The sequence below is a fragment of the Streptomyces rubradiris genome, from assembly GCF_016860525.1.
In the GTDB taxonomy this organism is placed as follows: domain Bacteria; phylum Actinomycetota; class Actinomycetes; order Streptomycetales; family Streptomycetaceae; genus Streptomyces; species Streptomyces rubradiris.
The window spans coordinates 250,461-267,418 of the sequence record NZ_BNEA01000001.1; the positions used below are offsets into that span (position 1 = coordinate 250,461).

At 71.1% G+C, this 16,958-nt stretch carries 40 protein-coding genes; 33 read left to right on the forward strand and 7 right to left on the reverse strand.

Annotated features, from left to right (window positions below; translation table 11 throughout):
• The first annotated feature begins 10 nt into the window (after positions 1 to 10).
• The 17 genes from Srubr_RS01115 (at position 11) to Srubr_RS01195 (ending at position 6,413) form a co-directional block, all read left to right on the forward strand.
• Positions 11 to 334: a MazG-like family protein gene (locus Srubr_RS01115; RefSeq protein ID WP_189999670.1), complete on the forward strand. Its 324-nt coding sequence runs from the start codon at positions 11 to 13 to the stop codon at positions 332 to 334.
• Between the two features lie 41 nt (positions 335 to 375).
• The gene (locus Srubr_RS01120; protein ID WP_189999671.1) at positions 376 to 672 is read left to right on the forward strand and encodes a hypothetical protein; all 297 of its coding nucleotides are present in this window, start codon (positions 376 to 378) and stop codon (positions 670 to 672) included.
• A 28-nt stretch (positions 673 to 700) separates the two neighbouring features.
• Positions 701 to 1,543: a hypothetical protein gene (locus Srubr_RS01125; protein ID WP_189999672.1), complete on the forward strand. Its 843-nt coding sequence runs from the start codon at positions 701 to 703 to the stop codon at positions 1,541 to 1,543.
• Positions 1,540 to 1,740, forward strand: a complete 201-nt coding sequence (locus tag Srubr_RS01130; RefSeq protein ID WP_189999673.1) for a hypothetical protein — start codon at positions 1,540 to 1,542, stop codon at positions 1,738 to 1,740. Before Srubr_RS01125 ends, Srubr_RS01130 begins: the two co-directional genes overlap by 4 nt.
• Before the next feature lie 26 nt (positions 1,741 to 1,766).
• Positions 1,767 to 1,958 (forward strand): hypothetical protein, encoded by a 192-nt coding sequence (locus Srubr_RS01135; RefSeq protein ID WP_189999674.1) that lies wholly within the window; start codon positions 1,767 to 1,769, stop codon positions 1,956 to 1,958.
• Between the two features lie 49 nt (positions 1,959 to 2,007).
• Positions 2,008 to 2,322, forward strand: coding sequence for a hypothetical protein (locus Srubr_RS01140; protein WP_189999675.1), 315 nt, complete (start codon positions 2,008 to 2,010; stop codon positions 2,320 to 2,322).
• Positions 2,319 to 2,501 (forward strand): hypothetical protein, encoded by a 183-nt coding sequence (locus Srubr_RS01145; protein ID WP_189999676.1) that lies wholly within the window; start codon positions 2,319 to 2,321, stop codon positions 2,499 to 2,501. Before Srubr_RS01140 ends, Srubr_RS01145 begins: the two co-directional genes overlap by 4 nt.
• Positions 2,502 to 2,533: 32 nt before the next feature.
• Positions 2,534 to 2,977, forward strand: a complete 444-nt coding sequence (locus Srubr_RS01150; protein ID WP_189999677.1) for a hypothetical protein — start codon at positions 2,534 to 2,536, stop codon at positions 2,975 to 2,977.
• The gene (locus tag Srubr_RS01155; RefSeq protein WP_189999678.1) at positions 2,974 to 3,147 is read left to right on the forward strand and encodes a hypothetical protein; all 174 of its coding nucleotides are present in this window, start codon (positions 2,974 to 2,976) and stop codon (positions 3,145 to 3,147) included. The genes Srubr_RS01150 and Srubr_RS01155 overlap by 4 nt, the downstream gene beginning before the upstream one ends.
• 96 nt (positions 3,148 to 3,243) lie before the next feature.
• The gene (locus Srubr_RS01160; RefSeq protein ID WP_189999679.1) at positions 3,244 to 3,951 is read left to right on the forward strand and encodes a hypothetical protein; all 708 of its coding nucleotides are present in this window, start codon (positions 3,244 to 3,246) and stop codon (positions 3,949 to 3,951) included.
• A 153-nt stretch (positions 3,952 to 4,104) separates the two neighbouring features.
• A complete protein-coding gene (locus tag Srubr_RS40150) occupies positions 4,105 to 4,575 on the forward strand; it encodes a hypothetical protein (protein WP_229927002.1) in 471 nt (156 codons plus the stop codon).
• Positions 4,576 to 4,594: 19 nt separating this feature from the next.
• Positions 4,595 to 4,945, forward strand: coding sequence for a hypothetical protein (locus tag Srubr_RS01170; RefSeq protein WP_189999680.1), 351 nt, complete (start codon positions 4,595 to 4,597; stop codon positions 4,943 to 4,945).
• Between the two features lie 147 nt (positions 4,946 to 5,092).
• Positions 5,093 to 5,299 carry a hypothetical protein gene (locus Srubr_RS01175; protein WP_189999681.1) on the forward strand — a complete coding sequence of 69 codons (207 nt, stop codon included), beginning with the start codon at positions 5,093 to 5,095 and terminating at the stop codon, positions 5,297 to 5,299.
• Between the two features lie 53 nt (positions 5,300 to 5,352).
• A complete protein-coding gene (locus tag Srubr_RS01180) occupies positions 5,353 to 5,604 on the forward strand; it encodes a hypothetical protein (RefSeq protein WP_189999682.1) in 252 nt (83 codons plus the stop codon).
• Positions 5,601 to 5,888, forward strand: coding sequence for a hypothetical protein (locus Srubr_RS01185; RefSeq protein ID WP_189999683.1), 288 nt, complete (start codon positions 5,601 to 5,603; stop codon positions 5,886 to 5,888). The genes Srubr_RS01180 and Srubr_RS01185 overlap by 4 nt, the downstream gene beginning before the upstream one ends.
• Positions 5,881 to 6,081, forward strand: coding sequence for a hypothetical protein (locus Srubr_RS01190; RefSeq protein WP_189999684.1), 201 nt, complete (start codon positions 5,881 to 5,883; stop codon positions 6,079 to 6,081). Before Srubr_RS01185 ends, Srubr_RS01190 begins: the two co-directional genes overlap by 8 nt.
• Before the next feature lie 161 nt (positions 6,082 to 6,242).
• Positions 6,243 to 6,413: a hypothetical protein gene (locus Srubr_RS01195; RefSeq protein WP_189999685.1), complete on the forward strand. Its 171-nt coding sequence runs from the start codon at positions 6,243 to 6,245 to the stop codon at positions 6,411 to 6,413.
• A gap of 133 nt (positions 6,414 to 6,546) precedes the next feature.
• On the opposite strand, the gene Srubr_RS01200 is transcribed toward Srubr_RS01195, so the two are convergent.
• From Srubr_RS01200 to Srubr_RS01215, 4 genes are all read right to left on the reverse strand, one after another.
• Positions 6,547 to 6,834, reverse strand: coding sequence for a hypothetical protein (locus tag Srubr_RS01200; protein WP_189999686.1), 288 nt, complete (start codon positions 6,832 to 6,834; stop codon positions 6,547 to 6,549).
• 21 nt (positions 6,835 to 6,855) lie between these two features.
• The gene (locus tag Srubr_RS01205) at positions 6,856 to 7,062 is read right to left on the reverse strand and encodes a hypothetical protein (RefSeq protein ID WP_189999687.1); all 207 of its coding nucleotides are present in this window, start codon (positions 7,060 to 7,062) and stop codon (positions 6,856 to 6,858) included.
• A 196-nt stretch (positions 7,063 to 7,258) separates the two neighbouring features.
• Positions 7,259 to 7,555, reverse strand: coding sequence for a hypothetical protein (locus Srubr_RS01210; protein ID WP_189999688.1), 297 nt, complete (start codon positions 7,553 to 7,555; stop codon positions 7,259 to 7,261).
• Positions 7,548 to 7,847, reverse strand: a complete 300-nt coding sequence (locus Srubr_RS01215; protein WP_189999689.1) for a helix-turn-helix domain-containing protein — start codon at positions 7,845 to 7,847, stop codon at positions 7,548 to 7,550. Before Srubr_RS01215 ends, Srubr_RS01210 begins: the two co-directional genes overlap by 8 nt.
• Positions 7,848 to 8,000: 153 nt before the next feature.
• On the opposite strand from Srubr_RS01215, the gene Srubr_RS01220 reads away from it, so the two are divergent.
• The 11 genes from Srubr_RS01220 (at position 8,001) to Srubr_RS01270 (ending at position 13,440) form a co-directional block, all read left to right on the forward strand.
• Positions 8,001 to 8,210 carry a hypothetical protein gene (locus Srubr_RS01220; RefSeq protein ID WP_189999690.1) on the forward strand — a complete coding sequence of 70 codons (210 nt, stop codon included), beginning with the start codon at positions 8,001 to 8,003 and terminating at the stop codon, positions 8,208 to 8,210.
• The gene (locus tag Srubr_RS01225; protein ID WP_189999691.1) at positions 8,207 to 8,449 is read left to right on the forward strand and encodes a hypothetical protein; all 243 of its coding nucleotides are present in this window, start codon (positions 8,207 to 8,209) and stop codon (positions 8,447 to 8,449) included. The genes Srubr_RS01220 and Srubr_RS01225 overlap by 4 nt, the downstream gene beginning before the upstream one ends.
• A complete protein-coding gene (locus Srubr_RS01230; protein WP_189999692.1) occupies positions 8,446 to 8,697 on the forward strand; it encodes a hypothetical protein in 252 nt (83 codons plus the stop codon). The genes Srubr_RS01225 and Srubr_RS01230 overlap by 4 nt, the downstream gene beginning before the upstream one ends.
• Positions 8,698 to 8,972: 275 nt before the next feature.
• Positions 8,973 to 10,097: a hypothetical protein gene (locus Srubr_RS01235; RefSeq protein WP_189999693.1), complete on the forward strand. Its 1,125-nt coding sequence runs from the start codon at positions 8,973 to 8,975 to the stop codon at positions 10,095 to 10,097.
• Between the two features lie 161 nt (positions 10,098 to 10,258).
• Positions 10,259 to 10,738: a hypothetical protein gene (locus Srubr_RS40155; protein WP_229927003.1), complete on the forward strand. Its 480-nt coding sequence runs from the start codon at positions 10,259 to 10,261 to the stop codon at positions 10,736 to 10,738.
• 278 nt (positions 10,739 to 11,016) lie between these two features.
• On the forward strand, positions 11,017 to 11,310 hold the full coding sequence (locus Srubr_RS01245; protein WP_189999694.1) for a hypothetical protein: 294 nt from the start codon (positions 11,017 to 11,019) through the stop codon (positions 11,308 to 11,310).
• A complete protein-coding gene (locus Srubr_RS01250; protein WP_189999695.1) occupies positions 11,307 to 11,891 on the forward strand; it encodes a hypothetical protein in 585 nt (194 codons plus the stop codon). The genes Srubr_RS01245 and Srubr_RS01250 overlap by 4 nt, the downstream gene beginning before the upstream one ends.
• A complete protein-coding gene (locus tag Srubr_RS01255) occupies positions 11,888 to 12,724 on the forward strand; it encodes a hypothetical protein (RefSeq protein WP_189999696.1) in 837 nt (278 codons plus the stop codon). Before Srubr_RS01250 ends, Srubr_RS01255 begins: the two co-directional genes overlap by 4 nt.
• Positions 12,725 to 12,768: 44 nt before the next feature.
• Entirely contained in the window at positions 12,769 to 12,939 is a 171-nt protein-coding gene (locus tag Srubr_RS01260; RefSeq protein ID WP_189999697.1) for a hypothetical protein, read from the forward strand.
• A gap of 88 nt (positions 12,940 to 13,027) precedes the next feature.
• The gene (locus Srubr_RS01265; protein ID WP_189999698.1) at positions 13,028 to 13,165 is read left to right on the forward strand and encodes a hypothetical protein; all 138 of its coding nucleotides are present in this window, start codon (positions 13,028 to 13,030) and stop codon (positions 13,163 to 13,165) included.
• A gap of 8 nt (positions 13,166 to 13,173) precedes the next feature.
• On the forward strand, positions 13,174 to 13,440 hold the full coding sequence (locus Srubr_RS01270; protein WP_189999699.1) for a hypothetical protein: 267 nt from the start codon (positions 13,174 to 13,176) through the stop codon (positions 13,438 to 13,440).
• A gap of 52 nt (positions 13,441 to 13,492) precedes the next feature.
• Here Srubr_RS01270 and Srubr_RS01275 read toward each other — a convergent pair whose 3' ends face one another.
• Positions 13,493 to 13,678 carry a hypothetical protein gene (locus Srubr_RS01275; RefSeq protein WP_189999700.1) on the reverse strand — a complete coding sequence of 62 codons (186 nt, stop codon included), beginning with the start codon at positions 13,676 to 13,678 and terminating at the stop codon, positions 13,493 to 13,495.
• 143 nt (positions 13,679 to 13,821) lie between these two features.
• Here Srubr_RS01275 and Srubr_RS01280 point away from each other — a divergent pair, with 143 nt between their 5' ends.
• Positions 13,822 to 14,232, forward strand: a complete 411-nt coding sequence (locus tag Srubr_RS01280) for a hypothetical protein (RefSeq protein ID WP_189999701.1) — start codon at positions 13,822 to 13,824, stop codon at positions 14,230 to 14,232.
• A 150-nt stretch (positions 14,233 to 14,382) separates the two neighbouring features.
• Here the strand turns inward: Srubr_RS01280 and Srubr_RS01285 are convergent, their stop codons facing one another.
• Together Srubr_RS01285 and Srubr_RS01290 are read right to left on the reverse strand one after the other, a co-directional pair.
• Positions 14,383 to 14,706 carry a hypothetical protein gene (locus Srubr_RS01285; protein WP_189999702.1) on the reverse strand — a complete coding sequence of 108 codons (324 nt, stop codon included), beginning with the start codon at positions 14,704 to 14,706 and terminating at the stop codon, positions 14,383 to 14,385.
• Positions 14,703 to 14,954 carry a hypothetical protein gene (locus Srubr_RS01290; RefSeq protein WP_189999703.1) on the reverse strand — a complete coding sequence of 84 codons (252 nt, stop codon included), beginning with the start codon at positions 14,952 to 14,954 and terminating at the stop codon, positions 14,703 to 14,705. Before Srubr_RS01290 ends, Srubr_RS01285 begins: the two co-directional genes overlap by 4 nt.
• Positions 14,955 to 15,056: 102 nt before the next feature.
• Between Srubr_RS01290 and Srubr_RS01295 the strand changes: the two genes are divergently transcribed.
• The 4 genes from Srubr_RS01295 to Srubr_RS01310 are packed head-to-tail and all read left to right on the forward strand — an operon-like array spanning position 15,057 to position 16,945.
• Positions 15,057 to 15,395, forward strand: coding sequence for a hypothetical protein (locus tag Srubr_RS01295; RefSeq protein ID WP_189999704.1), 339 nt, complete (start codon positions 15,057 to 15,059; stop codon positions 15,393 to 15,395).
• Between the two features lie 43 nt (positions 15,396 to 15,438).
• The gene (locus Srubr_RS01300) at positions 15,439 to 16,116 is read left to right on the forward strand and encodes a hypothetical protein (protein WP_189999705.1); all 678 of its coding nucleotides are present in this window, start codon (positions 15,439 to 15,441) and stop codon (positions 16,114 to 16,116) included.
• Positions 16,117 to 16,131: 15 nt separating this feature from the next.
• Entirely contained in the window at positions 16,132 to 16,491 is a 360-nt protein-coding gene (locus Srubr_RS01305) for a beta barrel domain-containing protein (protein ID WP_189999706.1), read from the forward strand.
• 28 nt (positions 16,492 to 16,519) lie between these two features.
• The gene (locus Srubr_RS01310) at positions 16,520 to 16,945 is read left to right on the forward strand and encodes a hypothetical protein (RefSeq protein WP_189999707.1); all 426 of its coding nucleotides are present in this window, start codon (positions 16,520 to 16,522) and stop codon (positions 16,943 to 16,945) included.
• The last annotated feature ends 13 nt before the right edge of the window (positions 16,946 to 16,958 follow it).

Sequence of the window (16,958 nt, forward strand, 5' to 3'; positions counted from 1 at the left end):
AAGGAGACCCATGCTCACCCCCGACCAGTGGACAACAATCCACAACCTCACCACCTGGCTCGACCAGCAGAACGGCCGCTCCCAGCAGGAGATCACCCTCCGCATCCTCAAGCTGACCGAGGAGGCCGGCGAGGTCGCCCAGGCCTGGATCGGCACCGTCGGCCAGAACCCCCGCAAGGGCACCACCCACACGACCGCCGACGTCGCCGACGAACTCGTCGACGTGATCGTCACCGCCACGGTCGCTCTCACCTCCATCACCGACCAACCAGAAACCGTCCTCGCCCACAAGCTCAAGGCGATCGCAGACCGGCCCCGCACCCCCACCACCTGACCCCGCACACCGCAACCCCAACCACCAAGGAGCACGCCGCCATGACTCCCGAAGCCGCGGACTGGATCCGCCTCACCGTCCTACCGCCCATGCGGCGTGCGAACGACGGCATCGACGAACTCCGGACCTGCCTCTGCCAAGCCCCGCCGTCCGACTGGCTCGGAGGCGTGACCGAACCCGCGGCCCGCCTGTGGAACCGCGACGGCATGCCCATCGCCTGGGGCCTGGCCAGCGAGCAGACCAAGTTCCTCGGTCCCCGGCACCTCGTACAGGTCTGGCACACCGACCGCGTCTGCACTCGTCGCCGCCCTGCCGCCCAGCCGCAGCCCACCGTCTAACCACCCGCCTCACACCCCTGGAGACCTGATGCCACACGACCCGCAGCCCCTCGACCTCGACGAGATCGAAGCCCGCGCGGCCGGCCTGTACGAGTACGCGACCGGCCTCGACGCTGCTTGGCAGGACGAGGCCGACATCCTCGCCGGGACCGACGTGCCTCAGATGGCCGCCGAGATCCGCCGCCTCCGCGTTGACGCGAGCGAGCAGCAAGCCGAGATCGCGAAGCTGATCCGCTGGCACGGCGAGGACGAGACCGCGATGAAGAAGATGCGCGGCACGATCGAGCGCCTCCGCGCCGAACGTGCCGGCCAGCGCGCATACGAGCAGCGTCTCCGCGAGCAGCACGACCTCGACGTGGCCGAGCTGAACAGGCTCCGCGCCGGACTCGCCACCGCGCGCGAGCAGGCGATCACGGATGTCGGTAACTGGCTGAGCGAGCACGGCCAGAAGGTCCCGGCGTACCTGGTGCGCACCGTCGACATTCCCACCGCCGTGGAGACGCTCGTCGTCGCCGACGACAGCGACGAGATGGCCGCGAGCCTCCGCCGCGACGGATTCGGCGACGACGAGATCGCCAACATCCTCGGCCCCGGCGTCACAGACGGAGACGCGCCCGAGCCCACGCTGCTCCGCTGGGGCCTGGACGACGTCATGTGGGGCGACGACGACAGCGTCACCGTGCTGCTGTCCGGACCCGCTGGCGAACCGTACTGGCTGGAGCTGGACCCGGAGCGGGCCACCGCGTTGCGGGAGAACCTCGCCGGACCGGACGAGGAAGAAACACACGTGGTCGCCGACGACAGCGACGACCCCGAGCACGTGGACGACTGCCCCGGGTGCGAGACCGCGGAGAGCGAGGCCCGCCGATGAGCGACCTTGCCCGCATCCCGGCCGACCAGATCGTCCGCTACAGCCCGGAGACCATCATCGACTGGCTGATCGCCCGCAGCGAGGACCGGTCCGCACGGCTGCGGGCCGCCTGCCAGTCGCTCCGTGCCGCCGCTGCCGATGAGGCGCGCGCCATCGAGAACCTCCGAGCCGCCGTGTCTGACGCCGCCCGGCCGTGACCACACCCACACCACCGGAGACGACCATGCACACCTACACCGTCCGCCTCACCGTTGAGTCCCGCACCGGCCACAGCTGGACCCCGGTCACCGCCACCTGCAACGGCATCATCGCCGCTGCCAACTGGCGCGACCGCATGCGCGCCTGGTGCGACACCCACCCGCTGCCCGCCGGCCTGGAGTTCGTCATCCCGCTGCCCCGGCTGCACCGCCACTGACTGTCAGACCCCACCGCTACCGTCCCAAAACGACACAAAACAGGAGGAAATGACCATGCAGTTCTACGACGAGATGCCCGACACCTGGGTCCGTGAGGTCGCCGCCGCCATCGAGGTCTACGACCACACCGTGGTCGACGCCCACGAGTCCGCGATCGTCATCGACCTCACCCCCCACGCGATGCGCGTCCTGGACGCCGACCCGGGCGAGCAGCTGGTCATCGGCTGGACCGAGCGGTACGGCGTCGACTGGGGACTCGGCCGCGTCGACCAGGTCGGCGACCCGCAGTCGCTCGACGCCGCCACGCCGGCCGAGATCGCCGCCCGCGTGCACCTGCTCCTCACCACCGGGAGCCCGTCGTGATCCTGCACCGCGTCCCCTACGTGCAGCCGTCCCCGGCCTGCCGCTGCCCGGTCCAGGTGTGCGGCGGGATCATCCCCGACCCCGACTGCCCCGACCACGGCGACCGCAAGTCGCCGGCGATGGAGCGGCACGAGGCCGACGGCGAGCGCTGCCGGGAACTGCGATCCACCCGGCCGTGACCACACCCACACCAGCCACCAGGAGCAGCAACGTGACCGAGACACCCCACGCCCCCTACATCTCCACCGTCATCCAGGCGCTCACCACCGCCGGCCACCACATCGAGGACGCCTGGACCACCACCGCCGACGGCCCCGGCACCCACCCCCAGCTCACCGCCGTCATCACCCTCGACACCAGCCCGTGGCCCGACGGCATCCTCCTCCGCTGGGAATGGCACGGCACCGACCCCGACGGCATCTACCCGCCCGGCCCGTCCTGGGAGTGGCTGCGCCGCCACGACACCGGCACCCACAGCGAGCCGGCTGCCCTTCGGGTCGACGGCTGGGCCGACCCGGCCAGCGTGCTCGCCGCCGTCCACAGCCTGCTCAACACCGGCCATCCCACCGGTTCGCAGCGCGCCGGCCGGTGGGATGGCGCTGCTGCCCTGGAGCGGGTCATCCAGCAGTGGGCCGCCACCATGGAGACGGCGTGACTGCCACCGACCCGATCACCATCGCCTGCCTCGAATGGATCCGCCGGGCCACACCGGACCAGCGGCGCGAGTACCTGGCCACCGGGTCACGCGGCGCTGGCCTGCCCATCGATACCCGGCCAGCCGCCTTCCGCACGCGGGATCTTGCTCGTGCCCTCCGCGGCCGCTGAGCACCCGAACGCAAGGGCCCGGCCGCGTTCGTACCGCGGCCGGGCCGGCCCAGCCTCCCACACCCCGACCGACCGCACCAGCCGCCAGGAGTGACCGTGAACGAACCGACCACCGACCGCGCCGACTGGCGGAACGCTATTGAGGAACGCCAGGCCGCCCGGCGTGCTCTCCAGGACAGTGACGCGTCGTGCACGTGCAGGCATCCGAAGGATCGCCACGTCAAGCTCGGCGGGGTCTACTGCCAGTGCCAGTGGTACTACGGGCGCGGGGAGGGGAAGTGCCCCTGCGGCGGGTACCAGCCCCAGCCCGAGGACCTGGCCGACCAGACGCAGCCCACCCCGCCCGCGGACCAGGCCACCCAGCCGCCCGCTGGATGCCAGCCGCAGGACAGCTGCGGTGACCCGGCCGCCCACCTGACCGCCCGCCTGGCGCCCGCCACCGCCCGGGAGGCGCTGCGGGGGCGAATCGCCGAGGTGCTGCTCACCACCCGGCGTGCGGACTACGCCGACCTCGGGGTGAAGGCCAACCACCGGGAGTACCGGTTCGACGCCCGCTGCGCCCTTTGCACCTACGACGTGGAAGCCCTCGCCGACGCGGTCCTGGCCGTGCTGCCCGCGCCCGACCAGGAGGCCGTCCCAGACGTCCGCCCGCAGACCCTGACCAGCCTCGCCGCGCACCTCGACGCCCGAGCCGTCGCCATCCTCCGCCCCGAGAGCCAGACCTACGCCGAGTGGCAGACGGTAATCGGCTGGCTGCGTCGGCTGGCTGACGAGGCGCGGTCCGGGCAGCCCGAGACGGACTGAGCCTGCCGGGGCCGCGTGAGACTGCGCGGCCCCCACAGAGGGGCTGCACGGGCCTGTGCGCCCCGAACAGTCCTGCCCGGCCCCTCACTTCACCCCGCACCGCCAACGCGCCACAGGCAGGCGCACAGAGCCCCACACTCCGAGGAGAGACCCATGACCGAACAGCCCCGCCGCTTCCACCTTCAGCGCACCACCGACATCACCGGCGTCTCCGGCACCGGCCGGGTCGCCGACGGCGTCCGGTGGCCTGACGGGACCGTGTCCATCCGTTGGCGCGGAGAACGGCCGTCCACCGTCTTCTGGGAGAGCCTGGCGGACGCCGAAGCCGTCCACGGACACGGCGGCCACACCCGCATCGTCTGGGACGACCCCGCCGCCGACGACCCAATCGCTGTCCTGCGCGCCATCGAGGACGCACCCCGCTACGAACTGGTGCCCGGCTGCCCCCACTGCCCCGACGGCCACACCCCGCCCGACCACGGCCAGCCCTGGGGCGCCCGCATCGGACCCGAGCGGGACGGTTACGGGCAGCCGACCCAGATCATCGTCGCCCGAGTCGCAGGCGCGCACGTCGCCGAGTCCGACGCCGACTGGATCCGCGCACGCCTCAACTCCCAGCCATAACCCACATCGAGGAGAACCCGTGACACCCGCCGACGAAATCCGAACCGCCGCCGAGAAGCTCCGGGCGCTCGCCACCGCAGCAGCCGACAACAGCGGCAGCAGCACCTGGCATGCCACCCGCCACTTCCCCGACCAACCCGACTCCACCTTCACCACCCTGTGGGCGACCGGAGCGCGCCCGCTCCTCGGCGGAGGCGGCAGAGGCCGAGTCCCCTACGTCCACGCCCCCGTCGGCAACTACGCCGCCGCCATGGACCCCGCCGTCGGCCTCCTGCTGACCGACCTACTGGACGACCTCGCCGACGGCGACGACGAGGGCGTGGTCAACCCGTGGGCCCTCGCCGTGGCCCGCGCCCTCAACAAGCAGTAGGCCGCCGCCCGCCCGGCACACCCGGGCGGCCCACACCACCAGGAGCAGCAGCATGACCGAACAGCCGTAACCGAAGGAGAACCCGCCATCAACACCGACAAAGACACCGAAGCACGGAAGGCCATCGCAGCCTTCACCACCGAGACCATGACCATCCGCTACGCGGTCGGCACCACCGAACACACCGCTGAAGTCCTCACCGGCGGCATGACGCTGATCGACCACCTCGAACGACTCGACCCCCGCAACAGGAGCGGCGGTGAATTGGCCACCTTCATCCTCGCTGGCGGCAGTGAGATCGCACTCCGCGACAGCGCCATCATCGCCATCGAACGACACCCCACCGAGCCCTGACCTGACCACGGCCGCCCCCGCGCGGGGGCGGCCCCTCCCACCAGGAGCAGCACGTGACCGAGCAGCAGATCCGCGACATCCTCCGCCCCTACCGCGACGGCGGCTCCATCAGCCGCCTCTACGCCACCGGCGAGATCTCCGAACACACCATCCCTGCACTCGTGGACCTGATGGCCAGCCTCGACCTGGACGACAGGGACACCGAGATCGATCAGATCCACGACGTCATCGACTACGTCACCCAGGTCGGATGCCGGCCGCCCGTTACCCGCTGGACGACCGCCGCGACCAGGGAACAGAAGTGACCGACCGCCGGACCGCGTCCACGATCACCGATACCGAACTCGACCAGCTGTACGACGCCCTCAACGCGCTCCGCGAAGTGGCGCGCGGCTACTGCGAGCACTGCGGGCGCGGCGACGCCACACCACCACCCGAGGCCTACGAGGAGCAGCGGGCACGGGCGGCGCGCGCCGAAGCCGCCCTTACCCGAGTCCGCGCCCTCGCCGGATGGGCCCTCAACGGCTGGTCGGACCTCAGCCCCCGCAAGATCCTCGACACCATCGACCAGGAGCAGCCCCATGACTGACCCGCACGGCTGGGCCGTGACCCCGTGGGAGTGCGTCTGCGGGCGCTCCCACGCCCCGTGGTGGCGTAGCACTCCGCCACCAACCTGCCCGCACGGCTGGCCCGTCCCGCCCGAGCGGGTGTCTGAACCCGTCTGGTTCCAGAACCTCGTCCAACTGCTCGTCGTCGCCACCCAGGGAGACGATCGTGCCTGACCTGCACGGCTGGATCACCCGCCGCATCGACGTCGTTGGTTGCTGGCTCGTGGAACGCGGCCACCTTCTCGCCGCCGAGCTGCTGTGGCGGGCCTGCCGCATGTGGTGAACTCAAGCCGCTGCCGTGCCATCCTGAACTCAGCCGTCCGAAGGGGGAGACCATGCCCGTCCAAATCATCAAGCCCCGACCGAACCCGAAGACCGCGCAGCGCGTAACCGAGGTCGGCGCCGCTCTGGGCGCCATGGTCCGCGCCATGGCCCCGGCTGTGCAGAAGGCGGGCGAAGAGATGGGGCGCAGCTTCGAGCGGCTGCGTACCCAGCGCCCGGCTTGACGGCCGTGGCATCCTGAGCGTGGCAGTACGGCACCCAGGGTGGTGTCGACCGATCGGCTGCCAAGCACCGGAGTAGCTACCCGGCGCACAGCCTTCCGCCCCGTCTCCACGGTTGAGACGGGGCGGTCGTGCGTCAGTACTCGTAGTACGCCGTCTTCAGCAGGATGTCCTGCCCCGGGAACATCACCTTGAGCCGACGCTCCAACCGCGTCTCCAATTCCCGAGCAGCATCCGCCGCCGCAGCATCACCGAGGCCCAACAGGTGGGCGACGTAGTGCAGCGCACGCGCTTCCCCGAACGTCAGCAGCGGCATCAACTCGCCGCCCTCGTCCAGCAGCTTCGACAGTTCCTCGTCTACCGGCTCCATGCCCTGCCAACGGCCGGCCGCCGCCGACGGCACGGGATTCTCGCGCCGTGTCACCCGCCCGGCAGATAGCCCCGGTCAGTGCTCCCACGCGTCCGGTCCGCCGCCCCGCCACTCGATCCAGCCGGCTGTCACCACGTCGGTGTCCTCGATCGTGTCCAGGCCGGCCCGGCGTAGGAACTCGACCATGTCCTTCAGCCCGAACGCGCGGCCCGAGATCTCTCCGTCGACTCGGATGCGCCGGCCGCCTTCTTCGTCGGGCGGGTACACGATCACCACAGGCATGGTGGACAGCCTGCCGCACGGCACTGACAACGGCCTGCTGGGTACGGCCGGACGGAGCGCCGCTTGACAGGGGTGTGATTCTGGGAGTGCTGCCGGGCGGACCAGCTGCTCGCGCACCGGCAGCACTGCTACGGCGCCTGGAACCCGCCCAGCATGACGATAGCCCCGGCCACAGTGGACCGGGGCTATCGTCTGTTCAAGATCCGAAGCGTTCCAGATATCGGCACCGCTGACAGGTACCCATCGGACATACGTCCGCCCGGTGCTCCCGTCGCCAGTTCTCGCAGCCCGGCGCCGTCGGCATCCAGCTCACATCCTTCATCGGCGTCTCATCGCCCATGAGCATCGTGCTGGTCCTCTTGAACGCCTCGTGCGTTTCATGGTGGAGCCGCATCCCCTCTGGAGACGGATCGCTGTACAGGAACTCGCTTACCTCGTGCAGCAGCTTCCGCAGGCGGGACACCTCGTCACGCCACTTCGCCAGCTCATCCATCCGACGCCTCCTTCTTCGGTCGCACGGTCCCCGACCCCTTGTAGCCACGGAAGACGTCCTGCACCGTGCTGAGCTTGATCCCGAGGCGGTCGGCGATCTGCCGATACGAGAGCCCGTTGCCGTCGTTCCACAGCTCGCGGATCAGCTCGCTGCGCTCCTGCGCCCAGACCTTATTTCGGCGGACCTGCTCAGCCATGATCTTGCTCTGGGCTCTGACCCGCTCTTCCCGGTCCGCGATCTGTTCGACCGCATCGAGGGCGTCTGACACGCGGCGCACCTCCTCGTCGTCCATCCCTGGCCCTTCATTCGTGGGGCCGCTTGCCAAGAGCGTAGGGGACCCCTACAGTCATGGGCAAGCGACCGGGAGTCGCTTAACAGAACGGCCCCGGCCGGAGTTCGCACCTCCGCCGGGGCCAGCCTTCCCCTGATCAGACCAGGAGAGACCGTGCCCGATCGTACCCAGCCCCAACCGGCACAGCCCACCCCCGGCAACCTGTACGTGGCCGCCGCCCGCGCCTACCACTTCACCCACTGCACCCGCTGCCGGGAGATCAACGCCGCCAGCGAGGCCACGGCCACCGAGAACGCCGAGTCCATCGCGCGCCGCGACCGCCGCACCCTCGGCCTGCGCCGCACCACAGCGGTGACCGCATGAGCACCCAGCAGCCCAGCAGCATCAACGACGGCACCCCCACCCGCGACCACGCCGCCGCCCTCCACTGGGCCGCCGTCGCCCTCGGCCTCGCCGAAGCCCGCGCGCAGCAGGGCAACCCCCTCACCGACGACGAACGGACCGCGTTCGACCGCTACCAGGCCGCCGCCCACGGCCACGGCTTCAGCAACGAGCAGATCCGCTGCTACCTCGACACGCTGCGCCCGGCGGTGACCCGATGATCCAGCAGCCCGTCTCTACCCCGTGGCAGGTCCCATGGCCCGAGGGCACCATCGCCCGCTACTGGACCGTCGCAGGGGCCACCGTCGACCTCACCGACAACGGGCGCGCCGGGAGCCGGCGCTACGACACCAAGTGCACCGGCTGCCCCCACGAGGACAGCTTCAAATTCGAGGACTCCGCGCACCGCCAGGCCCAGGCCCACGCCGAGCGCTGCCGCGCCCTGCCCCGCCCCGAGGTGACCCCGTGACCGCCCCCACATGCCAGGGCTGCGGCGGCCAAGGCGGCTTCCCCGAAACCACACCGAAGCCCGACGGCGGACACGTCACCGTCTGGCGACCCTGCACCACCTGCGGCGGCAGGGGGACCACCTGATGCGCGCCTTCTACCTCCTCGCCATGGCCTGGCCGCTGATCCTCGGCGCCATCCTCCTCGGCCGTCACCTCCACTGACCCACCAGACCGCCGGCCCCCGCACCCCAACCCAACCCCGTCCGCGGGGGCCGGCACCTCAGAAAGGAACCCGATGAAACGCATCCGTGCCACCGCGGCGCGGCTCGACGTGTTCGCCGTCGTGGAGACGCTCCTCACCCTGGCCGCGCTCGCCCTCGTGGCCATCACCGTCGGCGGCCAGCTCGGCCCCATGCTCGGCCTGCACGGCAAGCTGGGCATGATCGTTGGCTGGTCCGTCGCCCTCGTTTACGACGCCCTGTGGATCGGCTCCCTCCGCATGTCGGAAGTTGCGATCCGGCAGCGCTCCCGCATCGGCATGACCGTGATGCTCGGGCTGTCCGCGCTCGCACTCGGCGTCTCCACCAGCACCCTGTTCATCCTCGGCCACGCCAAGGTGTTCGCCTTCGTCCCCGTCGCCGCCGCCCTCTTCATGGGGCTCAGGTTGTTCGCCGGGAACGTCCTCGCCGACGGCGCCACCGCCGACAAGATCGCCGCCCAGTCCGCCGCCGACCGCAACGCCCGCGCCCTCGCCGCCGCCGACGCCCGGCACCTACGGTCCGAGGCCACCACCGACGTCCTCACCGAGACCGCTGGCCACCTCGCGGAGATGGAGCGGCAGATCGCCCGCGCCGAGACGCTCACGAAGGCGGAGAAGCGGATCAGCAAGGTCCGCGCCGAGGCGGAGCAGCGGCTGCGGAAGTCCGACAAGGAGCACGGCGAGCTGGCGGCAGCGTTCGCGGCACGGCCCCTGGCACTGGCCGTCACGGCACCCGGCACGCCCGCCCTCCCCACCGGCACGGACCGTGCCGCCGACGACACGGACCCCACCGTGCACCCGGCTCCTCAGCCCGCCCTCGACACGGATGTCCCTGAGCCCGTGACGGACACCGACACGCAGGTCAACGACCACACCGACCCGGATCCCGGCACGGTCGACACGCCCCTGGTACCCCCCGTCACGCTCGCCGACCTCGCCGCCGTGACGGGCGTGCCGACCCCCGTGCCGGGTGAGCCGCTCACGGACGAGCAGCTCGATGTCGTGCTGCGGTTCCTGCGCTACTCCGACGACCCTCCCCGCTCCTACCGGCAGGCCAGCGCCGACTTCCGCGACCTCGGATTCGTCGGCAGCGAGGAGCGCGTCCGCCGCGCCTGGGCCGCCCTGATGACGAAGGAAGAGACCGCTCCCGCAGGCGAGTAGCCCAGCGTCCGGCACCACCAGTGAGGGCCAGCACCACCCGGGTCTGGCCCTCGCTGCGACTGCCGGAAGCAGTCCAGGGACGGCGAGTGACCGGCGAGCACCCCGTGCAGACCCGGCGAGCAGACCCCGACCTACCCACTCCGACCCGTGAGGACCGCCGCATGACCAGCGAGGGCGCCGACGAGCTACGCGCCCGCCACTACCTCCGTGGTCTAGGCGCCCGCCCCCTCGGCCATCAGGAGCCCACCGTGGAGCCACGCCTCGTGACCCCCACCCGCATCATCCCCGCCGGCGCGCTGCTGCCCGTTGGGCCACCGGCCCGCCCGCCTTCCCGCCCCGAAGGGCCACCCTCAATGCTGCTCGCCCTGCTCGCCGCGGCACTGCTGCCCGGCGCTATCACCACCTGGCTGATGCGCCACCGAGGATGGGCCATCGCCCTCCTCGCCGGCATCGGAGCCACCGCAGCCCTGCCGTTCTTGCTGCTCACCGCCTTGGTCGTGTTCCCGCCGCTCGGGTTCGCGGTCGGTATCGCCGCTGGCCTGGCCGCGCTGGACGCGTTCGGCGCCGGCCGGATCTGGGCCGCAACTGCCCTGGCCACCGTCTCTGCCGTGGCGCTCGCCTGCGCGGGGTGGTCGCTGTGAGCGGTCGTCACCCGATCACCCCAACCCGAGTCATCCCCGCGGGGGAGGCGCTGCCCGCGCCGGGCACGCCCCCGCCACCTCCTCCACCCCCGCCTCCGTTCCCGCCCGCCCCGGGCCCCGGTCCGGACTGGTGGCGGCACCGCCCGCGACCGGCCGTCGTACCGCCTCAGCCGGTCCCGGTCGACGTCCACGTCCACGTCACCATCGACGCCGGACCGCCTGAGCCGCCCCCGGATCCACCCTGGTGGCGCCGGATCCGCTGGGGCTACCACGCGGTGATGGCCCTCGCCGCGTTCCCGCTGTCCGGGCCGTGGGCCTGGGTCCTCGCCGATGTCCGCGAGCAGGCCTCCCTCACCGGGACCTGGGTGATCGCGGTCACCCCACTGGCCATCGTCGCCTGGTGGGACAACGCCGCCCGGATCCAGGCCCGGCACGCTGACCCGGACCTGTGGGGGCCCAAGGTCCGCGCCACCGCGGCCCGGCTCGTCCTGTACGCCACCGCCGAGGCCACCGCCCTGACTCTCCCGATCACCACGCTCGTCTTCTGGACCACCGGAGTGCACACGTCATGAACCAATTCGCGACCAGCACGGTCACAACCGCTGGCTTCGCCCTCGCCCTCGGCCTCCTCGGCGCTGAGCTGTGGCAGTGGTGGAAGGGCGGAAGTGGGGGAGGCGGCAAGGGCAAGGCAGGCGCCCCCGCCGAGGCCGGCGGCCCAGCCCGTGACCCCAAGGCCCTGATCCCCCTGGTCTTCGGCATTGTCTTCGGCATCCTCATGGTCGGGTGCCCCTCCGGAGCCCTCGGCAAGGCGGGCAGCGTGCTGCGCTGGGGCGGCAACGGGGCTGGCGGCGCCATCATGGGGTTCGTGACCGGCCAGGACGGCGCCGAGTTCGCACAGGCCACCGCGCCGCGCCTTGACGAGTACGGTGCCGTCCTTGTCACCGCCCTTGTCATCGCCCTCTGGATCGTCCGGAAGAAGATCCCCAAGCTGCCCAAGGGCAAGTGGAAGAAGGGCGTCTTCATCGGCCTGATGCTGTGCATCAGCACCGGCACGGCCGCGCTCGTCGCGCAGACCGTCATCGGCGGCACCAACGACCTCGGGCGCCAGGCCTTCGGCATCATCAAGAATGCGGACCTCGGGGATCTGGCGTGAGCGCCCCGACCACCGCCCAGTGGCTCCGCGCGGCCGTCGACCGGGTCGCCGTCGGCAGCCCACGGCTGGGCGCCCACTGGGCGCGACGCACGATCCAGCGGCTGCGCCGCACGAGCCGGCGCGCCAGGACCTGGGTGGGCGAGGCGTCCGGGTTCGACAAGGCATTCCGTCTGGCGCTGCTGGCCGCCGCCGTCTGGATCCTCCGCAAGGTCGGCGTTCGGCTGGGCGGGTGGGCGTACCACCGGATCGAGTCCGGCGCCTGGTGGTGGCTGCTGGCCGCGTGCTCGACGGTGTGGATCGCCGCGGCGTACCGCGCCGGCCGGGCCGACTGGCAGCCGGCTCCGGTCCCGGCGCCAGCTGACGTTGTACCCGGCGGGGACGACGCGGCTGAGGCGAAGCAGGCGCCGTCGGAGCCCGCCGTCGAGCAGGTCCCCGCCTCCGCTGGTCCGCCGCCCGTCTCCCCTGTCGCGCTCATTGCCGCAGTCCGGGACATCGGCACCCCGCACGCCCAACTCGTCCCCCTCGCCGAGCACCTCGGCACCACCACCGAGGCGGTGCGCACCGCAGCCGCCGGGATGGGGTGGCCGGTGAAGGACGTCCGGATGAAGGGCCGGTCGTCGGCGGCCGGCCTGCGCGGGGATGAGGTCCCCTCCCTACCCCCTGTCGACCCCTCTTCGGGTGTCGTCGGTGCAGGTCAGCCCGCCGACGACAACGACGACGACAGCGGTGAAGAGGGACCCGGAGAGGGGGTGCGTGTAGTGCGCACCGATGGCGGGCTGATCGTCTACGACCTCGCTGACACCCACCGCCGACGCGGCACCGTCCGCGCATAAAGCCCCCGGGGCAGCCGCCCCGGTTCAACCAGAGAGGACCCGTCATGGACAAGCAGACCGCGATCGAGGAAGCCGCCCGAGTGGTGCTCGCGCACGGTGGGCCGGACTGCCTCACCGATCCGCACATCCCCATGGAAGCGATCAAGCAGGCGTTCGCCGCTGGCGCCAACTCCGACGAGATCGCCGCTGAGATGCGTCGCCAGCGCGGCGCCTGACCGACCAGATCCCGGGGCGGCCGACTGCTGCCAGGCGACCCGGCCGCCCCGGTTCCCATCCCGATTCAGGAGACAGGAGACCGCCATCATGGCACTCGGCTGGAAGAAATCCCCAGAGCCCACCGACCCCCGGCTGAAGGGCCACGAGACGACGTACAGCAGTTCGCGCGGTGGCTGGGTGAAGCGTGCCGAAAAGCCCGTCCCCGGCACGCCGAAGAAGGGATGATGGGCACCATGACTGAGGGGACCGCCGTGCTTCTGGTCGACTCGTACTCCACCAAGTGCAGCAAATGCGGGAAGGGGACGCGCATCGAGGACACCCATCACACCCGCCTCATGTCCGGCTGGGGCACCCCCGATCCAGAAGCCCGGCCCTGCGGCGCCCGCTTCGTAGCAATCTCGACCAGGCGCCTGGAGTACACGGTCGAGTTCCTCAACGAGCTGCGCCCGGACCTCCCCGCCTACGCCGCAGGCAAAGTTCCCCGCGACCTCACCACCTGATCGACTGCCAGACTGAGTTGTGAGACCCCCGCCGTCCCCCGTCGGCGGGGGTCTACTGCTGTCCCGGCTCGGGCGCGCGGTCGGCCGGCGGGACGGCGCGGGCGCGGGCGAGCCAGCCGTTGCCGAAGGTGTCGGAGGGCAGCATGGCGGGGCTCGCGCCGAGCCGCTCACACAGCTCGGTCAGCGCCTGCATGCACTCCTCGCGGGTGTCTGCCTGGACTCCGTACCTGATCGCCATGAGCAGCAGTGTGCCGGGGGCGCGCGGGTGGGGCCACCGGTTCGCTCGAACGAGGGTCGGTCACAGATCAGTGACGACGCCTTCACGCGGCCTACACGGCAGCGGATGATGCGGCGGACGATTGCCGCCACCTGGGGGGACCCATGCGCCGCCGCACCACCGCCGTCACCGCCCTGCTCACCGCCATGCTCGCGCTCGCCGGGTGCGGAGAGAGCGGCGGCGAGACAGCCAAGACGAAACCGAGCCCGACGCCGACCGTCGACAAGCGGGAGACGTTCCTGACGGCGGCCCGCTCGGCGGGCATCCAGAGCTGGATCGACAAGCCGCCGTCCGACGAGGAGTTGGCCGCGCTCCCGGGCCAGTGGTGCGCCGGCCTGGAGCAGGGGCACAGCGTGAACTGGCTGTTCGGCGAGGGCGGCTTGTACCCCTACGGGTCGGACTGGGGGACGCCGAAGGATGCTGCGTACGAGTTGCTGGTGATGGGGGTGCGGGTGTACTGCCCGAAGCACCAGGGGCAGGTGAAGAAGGAGTTGCGGGAGATGGGCGAGTACTGACCCCAGGATGTGCAGCGGCCCCGCACCGGATCGTCCGGGCGGGGTCGTCGTCATGCGGTGGGCTCAGACATACTCGCCCGGCTTGAACGGGCGCCCCGGGCACGGGCCGCCCGCCCACTGTGCGTGCGGAAGCTGGCAGCGGGTGCACCGCTAGACGTGGCCGTCGCCGCGCTGGAAGTCGTGGTCGTCTCCGGTGACGGGCTCCTCGTCCGGGCGCACCGGGCCCGCCCCAACGTGGGAGTCGATGAGGTCGGCGAGGTAGTCACGCGCCATCACCGCGCCCTCGGCGTGCTCCTCGTACCAGTCGAAGCCCACCGCCCGCTGCTGATTCGCGAGTTCATGCACGTAGGCGTGGAGCATCCGTTGACGGACAGCCGCCATCTCCGCGCGCTGCTCCTCCGTCGGGCTGTCGGCGTGGCTCGCGAGGATCTGAAGCGACTCGATCCAGCGCTCGACGGTCTCCAGGGCATTCACCCGGTCTTCTCCTTTCGTGGCCTGCCGCCCTTGCGTGCGCGGCGTTCGGCCAGCTCCTGTTCGGCGGCAGCCAGTTCGGCTAGTTCGTGGTCGTTGCCGTGCTGCTTGATGAACGAGCGGACGTGGTCGACCAGGTCGGCGCTGCGGTCGATTCCTTGGCGGTCGGCGGCTGTTCCGTAGGCGTCCCACATGCGGCGGGGGATGCGGAAGCGGGTGGCGAAGGTGTGGTCCTTGTCGTCTGGGGCCATACCTCATGTTCCCACACGGATTTTTCGCGACAACCCCTTGTGTGGGTACACGGTTAACGATTACCGTGTACCCACAAGGTTAAAGAAACCGAGGGGGACCAGATGATCAGTGCCAACCGCACCCGCCGCGCCATCCTCCGCGCCCGCCGCACCCAGCACCAGGCCGCCGCGAAGATCCGCCGCCAAGGCACCGGCACCCTCGCCACCCACTGTCTGGCCGCTGGGCTCCCCGTCCGTGAGGCCCGCTCGGTCGCCGGCTCCCTCCGCAAGAACGCCACCAAGGCGGGCGTCACCGGCACCCCCTCCGTCAGCTACACCCACGGCCGCGCCCGCCAGTGCACCCGGTACACGCCGGCCGAGGTCGCCCGCATTGCCGTCATCTACCGGCCGCGCAAGCCGCAGTTCAAGGCCGCCCGCGCCCGCCTCACCCTCGCTGCTTGACCCCCGCCATACGCTCAACCCACCGCCACGAAAGGACTCTGCCGTGATCCGTCGGACCCGTGAGACCTACGCGTTCATCAACGAGCACCCGGAGCCGTCCACTCCGGAGGAGGCGCTTGCGCACGTGCTCGCCGTCTACAAGGACGAGGACGACACCCGCCTGATGGTGGAGGCCACCCGCAACATCTACGGCGACGGCGTCGCCACCGGCCTCACGATGGGCGACCTCCGCGCGCTCGCCGCCGCGCCTGCGCTGCCCTCCCGCTTCCATGCCACGCCCACCGAGATCGACGCCTACCTCCGCACGATCCTCGACGAGGACGTCTACCTCCGCTTCCAGCAGACCATCGGCGAGCACGCGATCGCCCAGACCGTCGAGGACGCGGGCGCGGTCCGGGCGGGCGCGGACAACGAGGGGCTCTACAGCAACGACTGGCGCGAGGGCTGGGACGACTTCCGGGACCGCGTCGACCCCGACCAGAACGGCCCGTACCCGGTGGCGTTGGTGGACTTCCGGGAGGAGGGCGCGCCGCAGCCCGTGGCCGGGGTGCTCCCGCCGCGTGACGCGATCTGTGCGAACCCGGAGTGCGGGCACTCGGGAGCCGACCACCACCACAGTGGCAGGAGTTGCTGGGTCAACCTGCCTCGGGACCGCCAGCCGGACGGCACCTTGGGGCCCATCCAGGTCTGCCCCTGCACCGCCTTCCAGCCCACCGTCTGACGAAAGGAGCCTGTCATGGCCGCTACCGGACTCGCCAACGTGAAGGTCGGCGACCCGCTGATCCTCGTCACCGGCAACCGCTTCCGAGGAGACGAGCCCGTCACGGTCTCCCGGATCGGCACGAGGTACCTGTACGTCACCCTGCACGGTCACGAGCGCCGCGAGCGGTTCGATCGCAAAACGGGAGTCGAGGAGGGCAACCGCGGTATCCGTGCGCGCCTGATGACGCAGCAGCAGTACGACGACATGAAGCAGCGTGCGGCGCTGTTCATGGAGCTGTCGGCGGCCGGGATCGACGTCAAGGACGAGGCGCGTCCCAAGGTGACGACGGACCAGCTCCGCGCCCTGCTCGCCGTCATCAAGCCCACCACCTGACCGCCCACCATCACGAGAGGACTCCGCCGTGATCAGCAAGTTGGGCCGCTACTGGTCCACCGGAATCACCGTCACCTACAGCCCGCTCGCCGAACGCATTCATGGCGAGCCCTACGGAGGCTGGCACGCCAAGCTCGACTACATGGACGACGGGTTCGCCGACAACGACCCTGAGACCGGACAGGTCTCCACCGAGGGCACGCTCCAGACCCGTTATCCGGTACGCAACGCCAAGATCCGCAGCGGGCTGTCCATCGCCGTGGACACCCTGCTTGCTGACGCCAAGCGGCTCGGCATCGAGTTCATCGCGGTCGGGGCCGACTCCGAACCGTGGCTGTACTACCAGGGTGACGGCAAGGACGCCGAGCACCCGCCGCCGGACGGCTGGCGCGAGACGCTGGCCGCTGAAGCCGCGCGCATCGGGTTCCGGTCCTACGCGACCCCCGCCGCCTGACCGCCCGACACGA